The 18,770-nt window shown below is 41.9% G+C and carries 17 protein-coding genes; 5 read left to right on the top strand and 12 right to left on the bottom strand.

The window, feature by feature from the left end; all coding sequences use genetic code 11:
* Window positions 1-4 precede the first annotated feature (4 nt).
* Window positions 5-1,105: a PepSY-associated TM helix domain-containing protein gene (locus tag SD449_RS05970; protein WP_225603162.1), complete on the top strand. Its 1,101-nt coding sequence runs from the start codon at window positions 5-7 to the stop codon at window positions 1,103-1,105.
* Between the two features lie 285 nt (window positions 1,106-1,390).
* Here SD449_RS05970 and SD449_RS05965 read toward each other — a convergent pair whose 3' ends face one another.
* The 4 genes from SD449_RS05965 to SD449_RS05950 all read right to left on the bottom strand — a co-directional run bounded on the left by SD449_RS05965 (window position 1,391) and on the right by SD449_RS05950 (window position 4,798).
* Window positions 1,391-1,651, bottom strand: coding sequence for a hypothetical protein (locus tag SD449_RS05965; RefSeq protein WP_225603161.1), 261 nt, complete (start codon window positions 1,649-1,651; stop codon window positions 1,391-1,393).
* Window positions 1,652-1,671: 20 nt separating this feature from the next.
* Entirely contained in the window at window positions 1,672-2,856 is a 1,185-nt protein-coding gene (locus SD449_RS05960; RefSeq protein WP_225603160.1) for a TolC family protein, read from the bottom strand.
* Window positions 2,857-2,952: 96 nt separating this feature from the next.
* Window positions 2,953-3,390, bottom strand: a complete 438-nt coding sequence (locus tag SD449_RS05955; protein ID WP_225603159.1) for a hypothetical protein — start codon at window positions 3,388-3,390, stop codon at window positions 2,953-2,955.
* A 184-nt stretch (window positions 3,391-3,574) separates the two neighbouring features.
* Window positions 3,575-4,798 (bottom strand): site-specific integrase, encoded by a 1,224-nt coding sequence (locus SD449_RS05950; RefSeq protein WP_225603158.1) that lies wholly within the window; start codon window positions 4,796-4,798, stop codon window positions 3,575-3,577.
* 432 nt (window positions 4,799-5,230) lie between these two features.
* Here SD449_RS05950 and SD449_RS05945 point away from each other — a divergent pair, with 432 nt between their 5' ends.
* A complete protein-coding gene (locus tag SD449_RS05945; RefSeq protein ID WP_166250204.1) occupies window positions 5,231-6,466 on the top strand; it encodes a site-specific integrase in 1,236 nt (411 codons plus the stop codon).
* Between the two features lie 317 nt (window positions 6,467-6,783).
* On the opposite strand, the gene SD449_RS05940 is transcribed toward SD449_RS05945, so the two are convergent.
* The 4 genes from SD449_RS05940 to SD449_RS05925 form a co-directional block, all read right to left on the bottom strand.
* Window positions 6,784-7,401 carry a hypothetical protein gene (locus SD449_RS05940; protein ID WP_166250203.1) on the bottom strand — a complete coding sequence of 206 codons (618 nt, stop codon included), beginning with the start codon at window positions 7,399-7,401 and terminating at the stop codon, window positions 6,784-6,786.
* Between the two features lie 4 nt (window positions 7,402-7,405).
* The gene (locus tag SD449_RS05935) at window positions 7,406-7,939 is read right to left on the bottom strand and encodes a DnaJ domain-containing protein (RefSeq protein ID WP_166250202.1); all 534 of its coding nucleotides are present in this window, start codon (window positions 7,937-7,939) and stop codon (window positions 7,406-7,408) included.
* Window positions 7,939-8,160: a hypothetical protein gene (locus tag SD449_RS05930; RefSeq protein ID WP_166250201.1), complete on the bottom strand. Its 222-nt coding sequence runs from the start codon at window positions 8,158-8,160 to the stop codon at window positions 7,939-7,941. The genes SD449_RS05935 and SD449_RS05930 overlap by 1 nt, the downstream gene beginning before the upstream one ends.
* A gap of 259 nt (window positions 8,161-8,419) precedes the next feature.
* Window positions 8,420-8,641, bottom strand: a complete 222-nt coding sequence (locus SD449_RS05925) for a hypothetical protein (protein WP_318309303.1) — start codon at window positions 8,639-8,641, stop codon at window positions 8,420-8,422.
* 806 nt (window positions 8,642-9,447) lie between these two features.
* Between SD449_RS05925 and SD449_RS05920 the strand changes: the two genes are divergently transcribed.
* From SD449_RS05920 to SD449_RS05910, 3 genes are all read left to right on the top strand, one after another.
* Window positions 9,448-12,477, top strand: coding sequence for a SusC/RagA family TonB-linked outer membrane protein (locus SD449_RS05920; RefSeq protein ID WP_166250199.1), 3,030 nt, complete (start codon window positions 9,448-9,450; stop codon window positions 12,475-12,477).
* Between the two features lie 15 nt (window positions 12,478-12,492).
* Window positions 12,493-13,932, top strand: a complete 1,440-nt coding sequence (locus SD449_RS05915) for a RagB/SusD family nutrient uptake outer membrane protein (protein WP_166250198.1) — start codon at window positions 12,493-12,495, stop codon at window positions 13,930-13,932.
* Window positions 13,933-14,015: 83 nt separating this feature from the next.
* The gene (locus tag SD449_RS05910) at window positions 14,016-16,334 is read left to right on the top strand and encodes a zinc-dependent metalloprotease (RefSeq protein ID WP_166250197.1); all 2,319 of its coding nucleotides are present in this window, start codon (window positions 14,016-14,018) and stop codon (window positions 16,332-16,334) included.
* Window positions 16,335-16,450: 116 nt separating this feature from the next.
* Here the strand turns inward: SD449_RS05910 and SD449_RS05905 are convergent, their stop codons facing one another.
* The 4 genes from SD449_RS05905 to SD449_RS05890 all read right to left on the bottom strand — a co-directional run bounded on the left by SD449_RS05905 (window position 16,451) and on the right by SD449_RS05890 (window position 18,624).
* A complete protein-coding gene (locus tag SD449_RS05905; protein WP_166250196.1) occupies window positions 16,451-16,696 on the bottom strand; it encodes a DUF6520 family protein in 246 nt (81 codons plus the stop codon).
* A 71-nt stretch (window positions 16,697-16,767) separates the two neighbouring features.
* A complete protein-coding gene (locus tag SD449_RS05900; RefSeq protein WP_166250195.1) occupies window positions 16,768-17,205 on the bottom strand; it encodes a MauE/DoxX family redox-associated membrane protein in 438 nt (145 codons plus the stop codon).
* A 96-nt stretch (window positions 17,206-17,301) separates the two neighbouring features.
* Window positions 17,302-18,228: a helix-turn-helix domain-containing protein gene (locus tag SD449_RS05895; RefSeq protein WP_166250194.1), complete on the bottom strand. Its 927-nt coding sequence runs from the start codon at window positions 18,226-18,228 to the stop codon at window positions 17,302-17,304.
* Between the two features lie 12 nt (window positions 18,229-18,240).
* On the bottom strand, window positions 18,241-18,624 hold the full coding sequence (locus tag SD449_RS05890; protein ID WP_166250193.1) for a DUF7793 family protein: 384 nt from the start codon (window positions 18,622-18,624) through the stop codon (window positions 18,241-18,243).
* Window positions 18,625-18,770 lie beyond the last annotated feature (146 nt).

Genomic DNA, 18,770 nt, shown 5'->3' with positions numbered 1-18,770 from the left:
TCTATTGATAGTATTTAATAAAACAATACGGAAAATCCATCTTTGGTTGGGACTTAGCTGTGGCCTGATCGCATCCTTTTCCGGGCTTACGGGTGCATTATATGTCTGGCAACCCGAAATAACGGGAATCCTTAATCCCGGATTGTTAAAAGTTGAACAAACAGAAAACATAAAGGAGGCGGTTATCCTAAGATCGGCCGAAACGTTAATTGCAACCCACCAGGACAGCATCGGTAAAATTTTTCTCCCGTACCGGGAGCAACAAACCATTTCCATCCGGTTTAAAAATGGGCAAACGAATTACTACCATCCCGTAACCACTAAAAACCTAGGAGAAAAATCGGCTTCCATCTCTTTTTTTGAAAACCTATTGAACCTTCACCGTACTTTGGGAATACCCAAAATCGGTAAATACATTATTGGAACCAGCACTATAATATTTTTCCTCTTCTTATTGACCTCCGGGGCGTATATTTGGTGGAGGGCCTATGGCAACAACTTACGGGAAGGCCTAAAAATAAAATGGAATGGCAAAAGAAGGAAGCTTGATCTTGATCTGCACAAAGTTCTTGGAATCTGTTTTTTTATCCCACTGCTTGTCATGGCCTTTACGGGTTCTTATTTCACTTATAATTCTTATTACAAAACAGCCCTGAAAGTTTTTGATGGAAAAAGCAATAAAGTGGGGTTGGACCATGAACGAAAACAGGCGGTTAAGGACTCTCTATTTCTAAAGGATTTTTCGTTAAAAGCAGATGAAAGCTATGCATTGCGGGCCATTTATTTCCCCCAGGACGGTACAGGTGTGTACCGTTTCAGGTATATAAAGGAACGTTTTATTAAAGCCGGCCTTCGCAAGACCAAGGAAGTGGAAATAAATGCAAAAGGAAAAATTACAACATTATCCGATTTTCGGCATGATTCGAACAGTACCCGCATTGCAGCACAATTCTATCCCGTACACATTGGTGAGATAGCAGGATTGGGCGGCAGGATCCTGGTCTTTATTTCCGGAATGGTACCATTGGTACTATTTATCACCGGTTTCAGAATGTACAGATCAAAAAAAAGGCCGTCCAAGAAAGGCCCAAAAATAGGAAAATAGCAAACTGCTTATTGTAATGGGGTATTGCAAGGGATATGGCCCTTGGCATCAATTATCCTAACCCGTCCGTTTATACGAAAACAATTGGTCAGCCTGTCACCTTTGCGTTTCATGGTCCATTGATTCAAATCCTAATGTACTACTTTATCCAAAACGAAGGGAAGTTTCGTTGCCAATGAAGCTCCCGTCAGCATTGTGGGCGTGTTCATCTTCGTGATTCTGTTTACAAGCTACTGCCATAAAGGCAAGCACAATTATTAAATACTTTTTCATCTTTTTCTTTTATTAATGTTGGTGTCCGTCATTATCGTGGGAATGGCCGTGGTCGTCATCGTGACTATGGCCGTGTTCTTGCTTTTGAAGGGTGTCCTGACCTACCATAAATTCTTCCTGCTTCAAATCTTCCTGTTCCATATGAGAGCCGTCCGGGTTATGCTCGTGACCGTGGTCATCTTGTGCTTCTTCCTTTTTTGTTTCCCGGCATCCCGTAAGGCTGATTGCCGCTATTACTATAAGTGCTATTAGTATTTTTGATAAATGTTTCATCTTTTTAATTTTTAAAATTGTTATAACTGATGTATTAATAATTGTGCTTGTAAAAGCTGTAACTGTTTTTCCATTTGCAACATTCTATCGGTTGCGTCCCGATAGAATTGCACTTCCATATAGTATTCCAAAAACGAGTATTCTCCCAAGCTGTAGGCTTTAAAGAGCAAATCTTCACTATTTAGGGTTTCTATGGTGTCCTGATATTCCGTGTACTTGTTTAGCAACAATTGATACTGATTGTACTCTTGTTGTAATTTGGCATATAGCATTTGTTGTTCAACTTGTGTGTTGGACTGCTGGTATTCGTAATTGGCTTGTGCCGCTTTTACCCTGTTTTTACTGTTCCATAAAGGAATGGTCAACCCTCCATAAACACCCGAATAGTTGTTGCCGTTGACCCCTTGGTAATTGTAACCCAATGAAAGGTCCGGCAGTAGTTTGTTTTTTTCCAACTGGACGTTTTGCTGTGCCGCGGCTTCATAAGCTTTTAGCTCCAAAAGCTTGGGGTCTTTGGCCAATTTCTCATTCCATAAATCGGCTACGGTTTGTATTTGAAATGGAATATTGAATTGCAGATTGTCCAACCCAAGCGGTTGATTTCCATTCAAAGCCTGCAAAGCTGTTTTTTGATTTTGGATTTCCGCTTCCAGTTGTTCCACCACAAATTGCTCCTGAATCCAAGCTACCTTAGCTTTGTTGAGGTCTAAAATGCCGACTTGCTCTCTGTTAAAAAGCTCTTGCATTTGTTCATACACCTCTTGGCTTTGTTTCTTTCTTTCATCTTCAATGGTTTTTCGCTTTTGAAGTATAAAGAAATCTATTAACCATTTTTTTGCCTTTAGCAGGATTTCCTGGCGTTTTTCGCCATAGGCTGCCTGCAACTGTTCTGCTTTTAGGTTGTTCCACTTGTTACGGGCTGCATATACCGAAGGAAATTCAAAGGATTGTGATATTTCAAACTCGGTGTAGTCATCGGTTTGATGGTCGCCAAAAGGCAGATAGTATCCTGAAAGCTGTGGGTCGGGCAGATTGTTGCCACTCTTGTTTTGAAGCTTTTGGCCATCGATAAGAGATTGATAGGCCTTCAGCTCTATATTGTTCTGTTCTATTTCGTTGAGTAGCTCCCCTATATTTTTATCTTGTGAGAAACCGACAACATAGAACAGGCATCCGCATATCGCGGACACGATGTATGTATTCATTGTTTGAAAATTTAGGTTTAATCTTGCCTGATAAGAGACAGGCCTGAAATTCAATAGGATTTCTACCTAATAGATAGATAATCCCAAACGATTAACCTAAAGATGGTGGCCCCCGTAAATCGAGGGATGATAGGAAGGATTAAAATATTGTTTGGGCGGGTGATAAAGCGGCGGGTCGTTGTTTCGCCTCTTATCAATAAAATATAGTTCTTGAAAACAAGGATAGGTTTTTACAACATTCTCATTCGTATCGGTACGGTGTTCAACGATTTGTCTTTCGACAATAATATCGGTTGAAACCGAGGAATGGACATGCATATCCATAAAGAACCCGAAAAAGCCGTATGGTGATTCTTCGTCTTCGTGCGAACCATTATCGTGATGGTGGTGTTCGCCCGTTTGGGCAACATCCGAATGGGAATGGGAATGCGAATCCTGGTGCTGATGATGCAGATGCGGAAAAACCTGATGCAATACTATTAGGCTGAATAAGCCCAAGAAGAAAAGTGCCGTTATGTTTTTATGACTTTGCATCAGATACAAAGGTATGATTTTTAAGGATGGCTTATACGTTGCATAAATTGGCAATTAAAATCTATACCGATTTAAAAATTGAATTTAATTGGATATTCCGCCCTATCGGGCGTTTTTTTGTGGTTAGGGAGAAGAAGAAAAGAGTGCTTCTTGAGAGCTATAAAGCCATGTAGGGTCTTATGCATCACGACATAATTTTTGCATCATAGTCATCAATGACATTGGTTTCAAATGAATTAAGGTAGGCTTGAGTCATGGCCTCGGTCGTATGGCCCAGACTATCTTGAATTACATTGCTAGGGGCACCGCTTCTTTTGAGTATGTTGGCATACGTATGTCGGGCTGTATAAATTGTGAATTTTGGAAGTTCCAGTCTTTCCGCCAAGCGCTTGAGATAAATATTCTGCCTTTTTCGTTTGTTTTTTATGGTTTCATGGGTTTGATTTTGGGATACATCCTTGGTAAGTATGGGAAAGATATAATCGTCCTTTCCAATCTGGCCATTATTGTAGGAAAGAAGTATTTGCTTCAAGGCAGGGGTTATTTTGATGGAAAACAATTTGTTCCTTGTTTTAGCCCTTATGTAAGTTATCCGCTCAAAATCGCCTTGTATGTTATCCCCTTTCAATAAGGCCATATCCATCCAATTCATACCCCGCAAGTAAAAAGAGGCCATGTACAAGTCTCGAGCCTTGGCCAAAAATGGTTCCTCGATTAAAGCATCTTTTAATGTTGTCAATTGTTCCCCATTCAAGAACTGTCTTTTCGGGGTTCCGTTCTTTATCGAATAATCGTTAAAGGGATTGTGATTTTCCTTGGCTATCCCGTGCTTAATCGCTTTTTTGTAAACCGATCTCAGAGTTCTGAGATACACACTTAAACCACCGGCCGTATTTCCGGAAGCGTAATGATTCGTCTCCAACTTCTTTACAAAAGCGTAGTTGATTTGACGGAAAGGGAGGGAACGCTTTCCATGGAATTTTTCTATTCTATTTCTCAGGGTCCTATAGATTTCTGCATTGCCATATTTTCCGGCCTTTTTAAAATCTAGTATTAGAGAATCGATGAATTGAAAAAAGTCCATGTTGCCAACGGACTTACCCTCTATTTCTTTTTTGATTGAGGACATCGACAAACTTTCAATTTTACCATCTTCCTCCAATCGGGAAATAGTGTCGTAAATCTTCTTCAACTTTTCTTGTATTCCGTTGTTCAGCCGCGTAATATTGGAAGCTATTTTACTTGAAGGCCTTATACGTTGATTCTTGGCATCGAAGTCTTTTTCAGCCAAGTTGTAGCCAAAGGGTAGATATATAGATTTACGATTATAGGTGATTCGAATTACCAACGGAAATGTTCCGTCCTGTTTTTGTCGTACTTTGTTTAGAAGGACTTTTGTGGTTAGCATGTGTTTATAAATTTATAAACTATTTATAAACAAATATAGGTATTATTTGGTTCTATATGGCTTTATATAGTTTTTAATTTACTGATAAACAGTTATTTAATTATTTTTAAAATCAATTAAAACCATAAATGACGTGTCTGTCACGCAGGGGGTCGCGGGTTCGAGTCCCGTCCAGACCGCTTGGAATATTTCCAAATTTACACAAAAGCCTGTAAACTAGATGTTTACAGGCTTTTTTTCATTTCCATTGACACCAAAAAATAGCAAAAAACACCATATAAAAGGTGCCTAATTCGGTGCCTCTCAAGACTCTGGTTTCAGAGGCACCTCCATCGCTATAATTAGCTGTTTTGCAATTTATTGCAAGGATTTGTTAACATTTATTTAAGACCTCTTTTTGTACCTTCAAAGTGTTAATTTAATCCTATTCTTATGTTTTCAACAATCAATGTCATCTTTTACCCAAAAAGAAAGGTAGTTAAGGAACCCAAAAAATCAATTATATACGCTCGAATCACCCTCGATGGGAAACGTGCAGAGTTCAGTACGGGCAAGCAAATTGAACTTTCCAGATGGGATGCGGACAATTGCAGGATTCGAGGTAAAAGCCCAGAAATACTAGTGCTTAACAGATTTTTCGATACTTTAAAGGCCAAGTGTATATCTATCTATGATGAGCTTGTCCGTAGTGGTGAATATGTGGATGCCGATACCGTGAAGAACATCTTTTTGGGCAAGGGTCAGAAACAGTATATGATCTTGGAAATATTCCAAGATCACAACGATCAAATGGAAAGTTTAGTGGGCAAGGAATATTCCGCAGGAACACTTCAACGGTATAAAGCTGCCAAATCACATATCTCCGATTATATAGTACACAAGTACCAAAAAAAAGATTTTCCGCTTAAAAAGCTCGATTATAAGTTTATAACGGGCTTTGATTACTTTTTGAAGAGCAAAAAAAATTGCTCCCATAATACCGCGACCAAATATATCGTCAATTTCAAGAAGATTGTTCGCATCGCCTATGCCAATCAATGGATCGATCGTGACCCTTTCTTCCACTGGTCCGCCAGTTGGAAACAAAAAGAACGAGAGTTTTTGACGCACGAGGAACTGGAAGCTATGCTAAAACAAGAATTTGAATTTGAGAGACTGGATACAGTACGGGACATGTTTTTGTTCTGCTGTTATACCGGATTGGCCTTTGCCGATATAGAAAAGTTGACGAAGGACGATTTGGTGAAGGACATCAAAGGAAACAAATGGATCAAGACCAAAAGAAAAAAAACCAAGGTTTTGAGCAGTATTCCCCTATTGAGCATCCCAGAGGCAATCATTGACAAGTATAAAGAACATCCCAGAGTAATCAAAAAAAAGACCTTACTACCGGTATACACCAATCAGCGCACCAATTCTTATCTGAAGGAAATTGCAACGGCATGTAAAATCAAAAAAACATTGACCACGCATTTGGCCAGACATACTTTTGCCACCACCGTGACCCTTTCCAATGGGGTACCTATTGAGTCCGTGAGCAAAATGCTGGGCCATACCTCATTGAAAACAACACAGATTTACGCAAAGGTTTTGGACAGTAAAATTTCAGATGACATGGAAAAATTGAAAAATGACCCTGCCCTATTGGAATTTGCAAAGTCAATATGAATTTAGCGATGTCTTAAAAGGGGTAAGGCTACATTTTTAGGGAAGGCTACACATGCACCTCTCGGCAATCGCATACAACCTCAAAAAATACCTGAAATTCATTGAAAAACGCTCGAAAAGTGGGGCGGGGCAACTTGCTTTGTCCACTTTGCCGAAAAACGCTTTTATGTTGCTATTCGGAGCCCTTGAAAAACAATTAAAACCCAATCTTCAATACTGATGGGAAAATAAAAAAGCCCCTTAATGAGGCTTATAACGATCGGTTTTGGTGCTGATCAGGGACTTGTGCAACGGTTACCATTGTTAGCATTAGTTTTTTATTTCAGTTTAAATGTTTTTGTCGCTTTTTCAAGGTCAGATTTCCATTTATCAGAATCAATAATTCGATATTCAATGTTCAAAGTATGTTGTCTGTTTCCTTTCCAAAAGATGTAAAATTCAGAATAGGTTTGTGGTTTTCCGTTCATTTGTCGAACGTAACTGTAATTAATTGATTTGTTACCGTTTAATGTTACAATTTTCACTCCATTCCATTTTATAATTTTGGCAGGATAAGTCGGATTATTAGCGACTTCGTAAATTTGTGATTTATACATTTGATTAAGGTCGGCAATATCTTGACTTGTAATTTCGGTCGTATTTAAGTCTGGAAATTCCTCACTTGCAAAATCGGTTCTAATAATTATTCTTCCATAAGTGTCTAAATTTTTGCCATTATTAACACCTTTCTGCTGGAAAACAATTCTCTCTGCGTTTACAGAAAAATGTCTTTTTTGGTAATCGATTATTTTTTTGTAGTTACCTGATTGAACTTCTAAACTTGAAGGCATTTTTATTTCGCCCCAATTACCTAAATCTATTTTGTCCCAATTTTCTTGACTAAACCCTAATTGGAATAATAGCATTGTTAAAGTTAAAATGATTGATTTTTTCATACGTTTATCCTGTGCAAGCTTTAAAAACTATAAGAATTATTATGCCACCAATTGCATAACCAATAAACAATTCCAGCATCTTTGAACCTGCTGCTTTAGTTGCAGTTACGCTTAACTCTCCGACCTCTCGGATTGTTTGTTTTGCCAAATCTACCGCTTGACGTCTTGCATTTCTCATCCATTTCTTTAATATTTCGTCATCAAATTCATAATTCGGTTCGTTTGCCTTTTCTTTCCTTTGATTATTTTCGGATTGAGATTGTTTAAAATCTTGCGATGTTTTTTCTTGATAGTAAGAATTAGACTTTTGAGTGAATTCTTTATACCTTAAATATTCTCGGTCATAACGTTCACGAGCCTCTTTATCTTTTAGTATTAGATAAGCTTCATTTATTTCTTGCATTTTTTCTGTAGTATCTGTACCCAAATTTCTATCTGGATGCCATTTTACAGCTTGCTTTTTAAATGCAGCTTTTATTTCTTCTTGAGTTGCTGTTTGATTAATCTCAAGAATTTTATAATAATCTTTAAATTCCATTAACTGGTTTTGTCTAATTGGTGATTATCATTGTCTTTATCATCAGTTGGTTTTTTCCAAACTGCTCTGATTCCGGCAATCATTCCACCAAATAGAATTAATCCAAATATTCCTGGGGTTGCGTTTCCTCCACTTTTTCTTGTGAAAGTTAATGCTCCGAATAAAAAGAAAAATCCAATTAAAATTCCGATTGTTACTAATACTTTTGCTCCTTTACTCATAATTTCGATTGTTGGTTTAAATTAATGCTAACTAGTTTATATCCACAACTTTATTCAGCATATACAGCCAATTTGGTCAGCTATGCAAAGGTTTTTCAATGGAATGGAAAAGCATAGTTTTCTAATCTTCATTAAAATGTTGGGGGAGACAACGTTAAATGTAAGAATTTTCTAAAAAAGGAAAATGCGAATTTCTGTAAGGAATTTAAAAAGGGTAGAAGCTATTTGGTTAGATAAATTTAGAAGTTATTGATTTTTCTTATTCAATTTCGAAATCAAAATCATATAAAACTTTAACATGTAACCCCAAACCCTTGGCGATTGGAAGCAGGGTTGTTACTTTAGGTTCATTTTCGGCACTAATGATTCTATAGACTTGTTTACTTTCGATATTACCCAAGGAGGCAACTGTTTGAACATCTGTATCACGCTCATTGATCAGCCTTAAGAGATTTTCTCCTAATTTTCTTCTATATGCCATCCTCCAATCTTTCATAAAGGCAATGTCTATGGTTTTTAGGAAAAAAAATTGTCAAGTTTGACAATAAGTATAAAATTTTATTATATTCGTTTTAGTATTAAGTAATTTTGCGATTCTTCGTTTAGAACATATTTGAAGCTTTCGCTTAGAGTCTCGTACTAGAAAACTGGTAATTTTTATGGAAACGAGATAATAAGTAGATTGCTCACGACCCGGGGCGTGGGCTCTCTTATTGTTTCCAAGGCATACCAGTGCCCCTAGTGCAGTAAGTTGAGTTCCGCGCCTTTTTTGTTTAGGTTCATATCAACTTTTTTCTTAGCGTTTAGTTTCTTTTGCTTTTCGAGGCATCGCCCAACCAATGGGTTATGAGAAACAAAAGACTTGTTTTTTTAACAGAGATATCATCATCGGTCGGTTCCAATTCTAGAGCGGGCCTGACCCTATTTGATATTCTCTTTAAGAAAAAGCCCAAGAATCCTATTTGATCCATTCATGACTATAGTTATGGGAAACACGATACACTATTCCGGTTTACGATATCCTTTTGTCCCATAGCTCACCATATCCATTTTAAGGGTATCCGGCCCTAATACAATTTCATAGTCATTTTCCTTCTAGGAATCCTATTGCCAAGAGCCATTGCTACTTGGACAGGGTGGCCTATGTCCGAACCTTAATGCCCTCAAGGAAGTTACGGCTTTATCCTGACTTTTTGGGCAGTGTGGCTAAAAACCTATGGACTTAAGTATTTGCCCATAGGAAAAAGAAATATCTAACTCACGCTTTAATCAAAAGAACTCAAAACAATGAAGAACTCATCAATACACATAAGCAGGACCAAAATGTTCCTGTTCTTTCATCTCCTATTAGCTCCCCTACTCCACCAAAAACTGGTAGCAGGGACAACATTGGATCCACCACAAAATACCATTTCTGGTACCATTACCGATATGAATGGACTGCCTTTGGGCGGAGTCAATGTAGTGGTAACATCCACTAACCGGGGAACCATTTCCGATATGGACGGTACCTACAGCATTCAAGCGGGCAACAATGACCTTTTGGTCTTTTCCATAGTAGGCTTTAGGACCTTGGAAGTCCCTATCGATGGAAGAAATACCATCAACGTCCAAATGGAAGAAGATGTCACCCAGTTAGGGGAAGTAGTCCTCAATGCGGGCTATTATACGGTTTCCGAAAAGGAACGGACAGGAAGTATCGCCACCATCAAATCAGAAATCATGGAAAAACAACCCGTGGCCAATCCACTGGCAGCCATGCAGGGACATCTATCGGGCGTCAACATTGTGCAGAACACAGGAGTCCCTGGAGGTAGTTTCTCTGTAGAGGTCCGTGGCCGAAACTTCCTCAACGGAGTTACCGACCCCCTTTACATCGTGGACGGCGTACCTTACGGTTCCCAGTCATTGGCAGCCCCTCGTGTCTCCACCGAAATCATCGGGAACATCAGTCCCCTGAACGCCATCAATCCCAACGACATCGAAAGCATCGAAGTATTGAAGGATGCTGATGCCACGGCCATCTACGGCTCCCGTGGGGCGAATGGGGTGGTATTGATCACCACCAAAAAGGGAAAGTCTGGTAAAACCCGCTTCGATGCCCATTTAAGTACCACCCTAAGCGAGGTTTCCAATTTCTTGGACTTGATGAACAGCCAACAATATTTGGAAATCCGTAGGGAAGGCATAGACAACGATGGGCTTACCCCGCTATTGGAAAATCCTACCCTTGACGGTTTTTGGCCCGATATTACGGTATGGGACAACAATCGTTATACGGATTGGCAAAAGGAATTGATCGGAGGTACCGCCTATCGCCAGAATGCACAGCTTTCCATTTCCGGCGGCAACGAGCTGACCCAATTCTTGGTCAGCGGCGGTTATTTGAAAGAGACCACGGTATTTCCCGGGGATGCCAATTACAGAAAGGCAAGCTTGAACAGTAATCTGACCCACCGATCCAAAAATGGGAAGTTCAAAATCAACTTTTCCAGTAGTTACACCCGAGAGGATAACCGATTGCCAGGAGCAGACTTTACCCAGCAAGCCTATTCCTTGGAACCCAATGCCCCAGCCCTGTTCGATGAGGAGGGCAACCTGAACTGGGAGAACAATACCTGGGACAATCCCTTGGCCGCCTTGGAGGAGGAATTTGTAGCTGCCACCAACACCATTATCTCCAATGCGATTTTATCCTACGCCATAACGCCCAACTTGGAACTGAAGTCCAGCATGGGCTTCACCCGCTATCGATTGGACTCCTATGTCACCAATCCCAATACAGCCAGAAACCCAGGTCTGGGACTCACACCACAAAACTTTTCCAATCTGACCACCAATGCCTCAGAGCGGGAATCATGGATCGTGGAGCCGCAGTTGAACTGGAAGAAGCATTGGGACAGGCTTTCGCTGGATATATTGGTAGGTACTACCTTCCAACAAGAAAGTTCGAATCAAATCGTACTGCGGGGAAGGGGCTTTCCCAATAATGGCCTGATTAAGAATTTGGCCGCAGCCCAATCCTTGGAAATCTTCTCCACTTCGGATGCCGATTATCGTTATAGTGCCCTATTCGGCCGTATCAACCTAAAATTGTATGACCGATATATTTTGAACCTTACGGGCCGTCGTGACGGGTCTTCCCGCTTTGGTCCGGGAAGGCAGTTCGGAAACTTTGGCGCCGTGGGCCTTGCCTGGATCTTTTCAAGGGAAGCCCTCTTTAAGGAAAGCTCCTTTTTGAGCCATGGAAAGCTTCGGGGCAGTTATGGAATCACGGGAAGTGACAACATTGGTGACTATCGTTATTTGGACACCTACAATGTCTCCGGGGAATCCTATGCAGGCACTACCCTATTGGAACCCTCAGGCATATTTAATCCACAGTTTGGCTGGGAGGCCAATCGAAAATTGGAAGCCGCCTTGGAACTCGGGTTTTTCAATGATCGGGTTTTCCTTAACACCTCTTGGTACCGAAACCGTTCCTCCAATCAGTTGGTAGGGATTCCCTTGGCAGCCACCACTGGCTTTTCCCAATTAACGGGCAATTTTGATGCTGTGGTCGAGAACACGGGACTTGAGGTGGACCTACGAACGGTCAATGTCCGTTCCAAGCAGTTTCAATGGTCCACCACCCTGAACCTGACCATTCCCAAAAATAAGCTGGTCGAATTCGATGACCTTGAATCCTCCACTTTTGCCAATCGGTATGTCATCGGGGAACCTTTGACCATTGTAAAGCTCTACAATGCACTCGGTGTCAATCCAGAGACAGGCATCTATGAGTTTGAGGACTATGATGGAGATGGGGAGGTCAGTAATCCGGGGGACTTGGAATGGATCGAAGATTTGGCCCCAAAGTGGTATGGGGGCATGGGCAACACCTTCACTTTGGGAAACCTGAGCTTGGACGTGTTCTTTCAGTTCAAAAAACAGCGGGCCTATAATGCGGTCCGCTTCGATGCCACCCCCGGGTTTAGGGGCAATGTGCCCGTAGCCCTATTGGACAGATGGCAACAGCCTGGGGATATTGCGACCTATCAGCGCTCTTCCAGTGGTTTCACAACGGTCGAGGATTTGGGGGGGCGCCAACAGAGTAGCAATGCCGCGGTATCCGACGCCTCCTTTCTCCGTCTCAGGAACATTTCCCTGAACTACAAGCTGCCCACCATGGAGAATGGGTTGGATATCAACGTCTACCTGCAGGGACAAAACCTATGGACCTTGACCGATTACTACGGGCCAGATCCAGAACAACCCTCAAGCACGCGCTTGCCTCCGCTAAGACAGCTCACTTTAGGCCTACAAATCAGTTTTTAACCAAATCCTTTCAAGATGAAAAAAATAGATAAAACAAGATATCATAAAAGGACAGCGATAAAGTCCTTTGTAAAGAACCCCATTTTATCAAGACCCTATCAGATCCTCATCCTGCAATGCTTGTTGCTTTTGGGATGTACGGAATTCGTTGAAGTCGATCCGCCACAGAACATTCTCATAGCTGAGACCGTATTTGAAGACCCTGCCACGGTGGAATCCGCAATGGCCAATCTGTATTTTAACATGAGGGAGCAGGGGATGGTATCTGGAAACTTTGGCCTGACCCCTACCCTTGGCATTTATGCCGATGAACTGGACTATTATGGATTCAATGTGGATCTGGCCCAATTCTACAATCATAACATTATCGCTACCAACAATCGAGTGGAGCTATGGTGGAACCAGGCCTACAGCCTGATCTACGGGGCCAATGCCATCATTGAAGGCGTGGAGTCATCCAAAGCCTTGAGCAGTTCCGAAAGAAACAAGTTCAAGGGAGAGGCCCTTTTCATTCGCTCTTACATGCACAGTCAATTGGTTGGGCTATTTGGGGATGTGCCCTATATCAAGACCACGGATTATGAAGAGAACAATAGGGTTTCGCGATTGCCTGAATCTGCTGTGTACGACAATATCATTGTGGACTTGGAAGAAGCCGTTGAGCTCTTGGAAGGCCAAGAACCTGTAACGTCCAACAGGGTCATTCCTGATGCCTATGCCGCCAAGGCCCTTTTGGCCCGAATGCATTTGTACGTTAGGGATTGGGAACAGGCGGTATCCTATGCAACGGATTTGATGGAGAACTTTCAATTGGAAATGGATCTTGACCGTGTCTTCTTAAAAGCGTCCACAGAAACCATTTGGCAGCTACAGGCCGATGATCAATTTCCCATCAATACAAGTGAAGGAGGCACATTGACCATTGAATTGGTCCCGGGTCAGACCTATGCCCTTACCGAAGAGCTGTTGTCGTCATTTGAAGAAAATGACCTTAGGTATGAGGAATGGACCGAACCCATCTCGGATACGGACGACACCATCACGTTTTACTACCCCCACAAATACAAGGCCGATTACAATGAAACGGAATCCTTGGAATATTCCATTTTGTTCCGTTTGGCCGAACAGTATTTGATCCGGGCAGAAGCAAGCGCCCGTCTGGGAAATCTCATTGGGGCCGCGAACGACCTCAATCAGATCAGGGAGCGGGCAGGACTTGCTACCACACAAGCAAACACCCAGACTGAACTATTGGAAGCTATCCTGAAAGAACGGCAACTGGAACTTTTTACGGAACAGGGACATCGTTGGTTCGACCTTAAACGCACTGGAAATGCGGCAAACATCTTGGATGGCATCAAGCCCAATTGGAATGACACGAATCTACTGCTACCCATACCAGAATCCCAATTGGAACTCAATCCAAATCTATTGCCTCAAAACGCAGGCTATTAAAACAAAAAAAGACCAATAACAGGACCTTGTCCAATAACAAGGTCCTGTAATAGGGTCAATTCAATAGTAAAACATAACGTAAGATGAAACATATCAAATTACCCTTTATTCTTTTATTCCTCCTCTTTGGGCAGTTGAAAGCCTCACCGTTTAATGGGGAATTCAAAACCGTCCTAGATAGTGATCACAGCCCAGTTTTTTTGACCACGGAAATCATAAGGGACCAATTGTTCCTCAACATTCCCCAAAAATTATTGGACCAACCCATGTTGTTCAACTGCTTTAAAGGAATGACCAATAGCTATATGCAAATAGCGTGGGCCCGACATAGGGATAACATCATATTAAAGGCCCTTAGTGTTCCATCCACTTCTGGGGTTATTTTGCCCGTGGTAACGGACAGGGCTTTGATGGACAATGTACTAGCCATTTTCCCCATGGAACAACAACAAGATGAATCCAGGGGATACCGCATCGATGTCACCGATTTGATCTTGAACAAGATTGTCGAATGGCCCCAATATCTTGGCGTATCCTTTGGCCCCTCCATTCCTAATATTTCATTTGTAGAGGACAGCAAAGACCGTGACAACGAGGTCATCATCAAAATTCGACGAGGAATGGTCTCTAAAAAAGAAAAGGTATCGTTTCCCATGTATTTTAGCTTTTCAACTTTGCCTGAACCCATGAAATCAAGAACTCATGATTATCGAATGGGTTATTATAGCGAGGACCTTTATGGAATCCGACATGGCATCCATCCCGATGGGACCCATAACAGCAGGGCCAATATTAGAAGGTGGCGGCTGATAAAAAAATATAAAGACAACAGCAGCAGCGTTCCTTTCAAACCCATTACCTTTCTGTTGTCCCCTGAAATTCCTAAAAAATGGCGCCCCTATGTTAAAGCGGGCATCGAGGAATGGTTGCCTGCCTTAGAGGCTGCAGGCTTCAAAGATGCTATACGGGTTATAGAAACCGATAGTTTAAGCGAATGGGATAAATTCAGTATCAATACCAATATAGTTTATTGGGGGCAGAAACGCTATTTTAGGGATTATGAGCAAAATGAATATGGGGGAACCATTGGATGTGTCATCGATGACCGAACAGGTGAAATCTTAAAGGCAGACATTTTTTTGAACGCTTCCCGAGAGACCCTGGAGGAAAGGTATTTTATCCGGGCAGCTCCCTTGGATAAAAGAGCGCGCAGCTTTCCCTTCCCTGATGACTTGACCGGACGATTATTCCAAGGATTGACGGCCCATGAGACCGGACACGCCCTAGGTCTTAAAGATGGAAATTTTGGAGAGTACAGTTATGGTGTGGATCAAGTAACCGATCCGAACTGGTTGACCACTATGGGACATACCCCAAGTGTCATGAACTATACCAGGCACAACAATATCCCGCAACCCAAGGATAACATCCCTCCGAACTTATTGATTCCCAAGGTCGGTCCCACAGATCTCTATTCCATAAGATGGGGTTATCAGGAGTTCCCATCTGGTACCACTAAGGAAGAAGAATCCCAACTGTTGGAGACCATGATTCGTTTACAGGATTCCTTTCCGTGGTACCGGTTCAATGAAACAAGATTTGAGGACATCGGCCCAGCTAAGACCGATGAAGTGGTCGAGACCAACGACCCCGTGCGCAGTACCTCCATGGCCCTGCGGAATGTAGAGCGCGCCATCGCCATGATACCCAGTGCCACCTCGAATGAAACAGGCAACGCAAGATTGTTCCGTCTGTACAACAAATCCGTCAATCTATGGTACGATCACATGAAGCATGTTGCATCGGTCATCGGTGGCTATGACTTGCAATATCAAGCCTTGGACCAGCCTGGAAATATGTTCGACCCCATTGCATGGAGCAAGCAGGAAGAAGCCATTGACTTTTTGGTTCAAAACGCATTCCACCCACCAAAGTGGTTGACCGATCCTGATTTTATGGTAAAGGTGAAGTATACCACCTTTCCTGATAAGGTCTCGGAATACCAAATTAAGTTAATGACCGAATTATTGCTGGCTCCAAGGTTCAAACGATTGGAATATATGGAAGGACTGATGGACAATAAGCTATTGGAACAGTTTCTGGTAAGAGTACAGGAGGGTCTATTCCAAAATCTGGACAACGAAAAGGATATCTCTCCACGAATACAGGAACTCCAAAAGGCCTATATCGAAAGATTGGGGGCCATCCTGGACATTGAAATTTCGGTCTATAATTCCGATGCTCAGCTGACCGACTATACCGATTATGCAAAAGGACTATTGGCGGAGCGGTTGTTGGAACTAAAGACCAAATTGGAAAAGAATGTGAACAAGGGACGGAGAACAGAAGTGAATGGACATTGGCTTTTATGCCTTCAAAAAATCAACACTATCCTACCTTGAGCAGAAGAGTTTTCCCTTAGCAAAGTATACTAATACTTCTGCATGGGAGATGTTTGAGTTAGTCAAAAAAGGTGCCCGAATTCGGGCACCTTTGGGTTAATGGCATTTAAAACCAATCAAGGTTTGCGCAGGGGAATACTTGCGAAATCTGGTTCTGAATACAATTGATTCCCATTGAATTCACAGGGTAATTGCCCTGTTGGGCCACAGTCATCTTCAATCATGACAGTCTGCCAACCCTGTCCTGGAAGAAAATAATGAGCCTCTTGTGTCACGCGCTCATTCTCGTTGGCAAAGGCCAGGCCGACCGCCATGAGGATGGCGAAGGCCGGTAACAACAATTTGAAAAATTTACCTTTCATAATGTTAAGTATTATAAGTGAATGCCTACTCTATTCTAGGTTTTCGGCTTCCCCTTTCACTGCACAGTATTTTAATAGGTTTCGATATTATCGTGTTTCTTGGACCAAAGGATCCCTAATAAAGCAAAGACCATAAATGATACATTCAATAGGACATGGTCCCTCCATCCCAATGCTGAAATAACCCCGCCACAGGAACAGGGGACGGTATCACTGAATTTTAAGACCAAAACGATATAGAGGGTAAAGCATCCCAAGAGGACAAAGCTGGCATAGAGTGCCATGATTTGGTATCTGGGCAACCACAATAGGCCAGCAATGATCAATTCCAGAAAGGGTACTGCCCATGATATCAAGGAGGCATAGGGGGCAATATAGGGCATCCGTTCCATGCGCCATTGAAAGGTGTCCAGCTCGATCAGTTTGCTTACCGCTGTATACACAAAAAGAAGGGTCAGCAAAAGACTGAAGAGGGTAACAAGCTTGGAGTGGATTCCTTGATTCGACATATCGTTTAATTGGATATGACAAAGTTCGGAGGTCTCGTTTATCCCTAAGGGAGCAATTGTTATCCGAAACGGATTAAATCGATGTTTATGAAGCAGTTATGACCGTAATTCGCTTGGGGAACGCCCATATTTATCCTTGAATGCCCTTGAAAAATGGGTCTTGCTCTTAAAGCCTGTCATTTGAACAATCTGCTTGATGGTATGGGTGCTATGAAGGATAAGGGTCCTTGCCATTCTAAGTCGCTCCTGAATCAAAAACCGAAATATGGTCGTACCATACACTTGTTTGAACCCATATTTCAACTTGTACTCATTGGTACCCTCCTGATGTGCCAACTCCTTTAATGAAGGAAGATCCTTGTCCAGATTGTTGATGATGGCGTCATGTACACCACGGATGATCTGGATGTCCTTTGGGGTCAAGGTGACCTTGTGTTCCTTGGTTCCCTTGGTCACTTTGAGTGTCTTTTTGGGAAGTCCCGTTTCAAAAGGTTCTCCTTTGGAAAAGAAAACCGTATTCAATAGGATTTTTTGACCGCTCCCATCCAATGCTTGGTAGACCGATAACTGACAATCCTTGGCCAATATAAGACCTTCATTGGTCATAAATTCCAAAAACAACACCGTTTCAGACCGTTCTCTTTTAAGGTGTTTGGACAACTTTTTGGCCCATCTTTCCCGGGACTTTTCAGTCATAAATTCAGTGATAGGCTTTCCGATAAGGTCCTTGGGCAGATAGGACAATAGGGAGCAGGTGCCATTGGTGACCAATTCAATTTGACCGTGGTCATCCAAGATAAGGGACAGTTGAATGATACATTGTGGGGTAGTATGGGCATTGGCAAAACCTTGATGGATAAAGGCCGCTCGAATTTCTTCACTGACCATATTGAGCATCACCACCAAAGAGGCAATATTGTCATTCTTATCGGAAGGTTCAATGGTGTAAAAGAAATTGCCCTTCGCCATTTCCAAGAGCATTTTCTTGATTCGTTTTACCCTAAAGTCATCGTTATTTTCCATATCCCCTTGTTTCTAGTTTTTGGAGGTGTGTTTTGCCAAAAAAGCCAGGGCTTCTGATTTGCTAACAAAAGATGCCGTCGGAATCTTAGTAGGATGGGTGTTCATATAAAAAATACTGAGATCGTCCGTTACGGGCGGGTCGATCAAAAAGGCCAGGGCCTTGATCCATAGTGAACCCTCCAGTGCCAAATAATCCCGCGCCGCCTTATTGATGGTCCTCACATCCCGAATATCACAGAGTACCGGCATTTCCCTACCTTCCTGCAGGTGCATCCGATCCTGTACGATCAACTCTGCCGCCTTCAGGTCAATGAGGGGCACCTTTTTATAAATGACGTGCATTAGCTCATCGGTCAGGAGATAAATCGCATAGTTGTTTTCATGTGTCCTTTTCATTTCTAGAAAACTGGTTAGCAACTGGAATTTACAAAAATATTGGAATTGGATAAATTGAAACGGTCATACCTCATTCCAAGCAGGCTATAGAGTTATCTAAAAAGGAGTATCTGTTATCTCAAAAGGATTATATCATTATTCAATTA

Origin of the sequence: Flagellimonas crocea, assembly GCF_033441595.1 — a bacterium.
GTDB lineage: Bacteria > Bacteroidota > Bacteroidia > Flavobacteriales > Flavobacteriaceae > Flagellimonas > Flagellimonas crocea.
This window is presented reverse-complemented; position numbering and strand designations above follow the sequence as displayed.

Excerpts from the sequence above, each read along its gene's own strand:
- SD449_RS05965 (WP_225603161.1), bottom strand. The coding sequence starts at position 1,651 with ATGAAACATTTATCAAAAATACTAATAGCACTTATAGTAATAGCGGCA.
- SD449_RS05960 (WP_225603160.1), bottom strand. The coding sequence starts at position 2,856 with ATGAATACATACATCGTGTCCGCGATATGCGGATGCCTGTTCTATGTT.
- SD449_RS05955 (WP_225603159.1), bottom strand. The coding sequence starts at position 3,390 with ATGCAAAGTCATAAAAACATAACGGCACTTTTCTTCTTGGGCTTATTC.
- SD449_RS05950 (WP_225603158.1), bottom strand. The coding sequence starts at position 4,798 with ATGCTAACCACAAAAGTCCTTCTAAACAAAGTACGACAAAAACAGGAC.
- SD449_RS05945 (WP_166250204.1), top strand. The coding sequence starts at position 5,231 with ATGTTTTCAACAATCAATGTCATCTTTTACCCAAAAAGAAAGGTAGTT.
- SD449_RS05940 (WP_166250203.1), bottom strand. The coding sequence starts at position 7,401 with ATGAAAAAATCAATCATTTTAACTTTAACAATGCTATTATTCCAATTA.
- SD449_RS05935 (WP_166250202.1), bottom strand. The coding sequence starts at position 7,939 with ATGGAATTTAAAGATTATTATAAAATTCTTGAGATTAATCAAACAGCA.
- SD449_RS05930 (WP_166250201.1), bottom strand. The coding sequence starts at position 8,160 with ATGAGTAAAGGAGCAAAAGTATTAGTAACAATCGGAATTTTAATTGGA.
- SD449_RS05925 (WP_318309303.1), bottom strand. The coding sequence starts at position 8,641 with ATGGCATATAGAAGAAAATTAGGAGAAAATCTCTTAAGGCTGATCAAT.
- SD449_RS05920 (WP_166250199.1), top strand. The coding sequence starts at position 9,448 with ATGAAGAACTCATCAATACACATAAGCAGGACCAAAATGTTCCTGTTC.
- SD449_RS05915 (WP_166250198.1), top strand. The coding sequence starts at position 12,493 with ATGAAAAAAATAGATAAAACAAGATATCATAAAAGGACAGCGATAAAG.
- SD449_RS05910 (WP_166250197.1), top strand. The coding sequence starts at position 14,016 with ATGAAACATATCAAATTACCCTTTATTCTTTTATTCCTCCTCTTTGGG.
- SD449_RS05905 (WP_166250196.1), bottom strand. The coding sequence starts at position 16,696 with ATGAAAGGTAAATTTTTCAAATTGTTGTTACCGGCCTTCGCCATCCTC.
- SD449_RS05900 (WP_166250195.1), bottom strand. The coding sequence starts at position 17,205 with ATGTCGAATCAAGGAATCCACTCCAAGCTTGTTACCCTCTTCAGTCTT.
- SD449_RS05895 (WP_166250194.1), bottom strand. The coding sequence starts at position 18,228 with ATGGAAAATAACGATGACTTTAGGGTAAAACGAATCAAGAAAATGCTC.
- SD449_RS05890 (WP_166250193.1), bottom strand. The coding sequence starts at position 18,624 with ATGAAAAGGACACATGAAAACAACTATGCGATTTATCTCCTGACCGAT.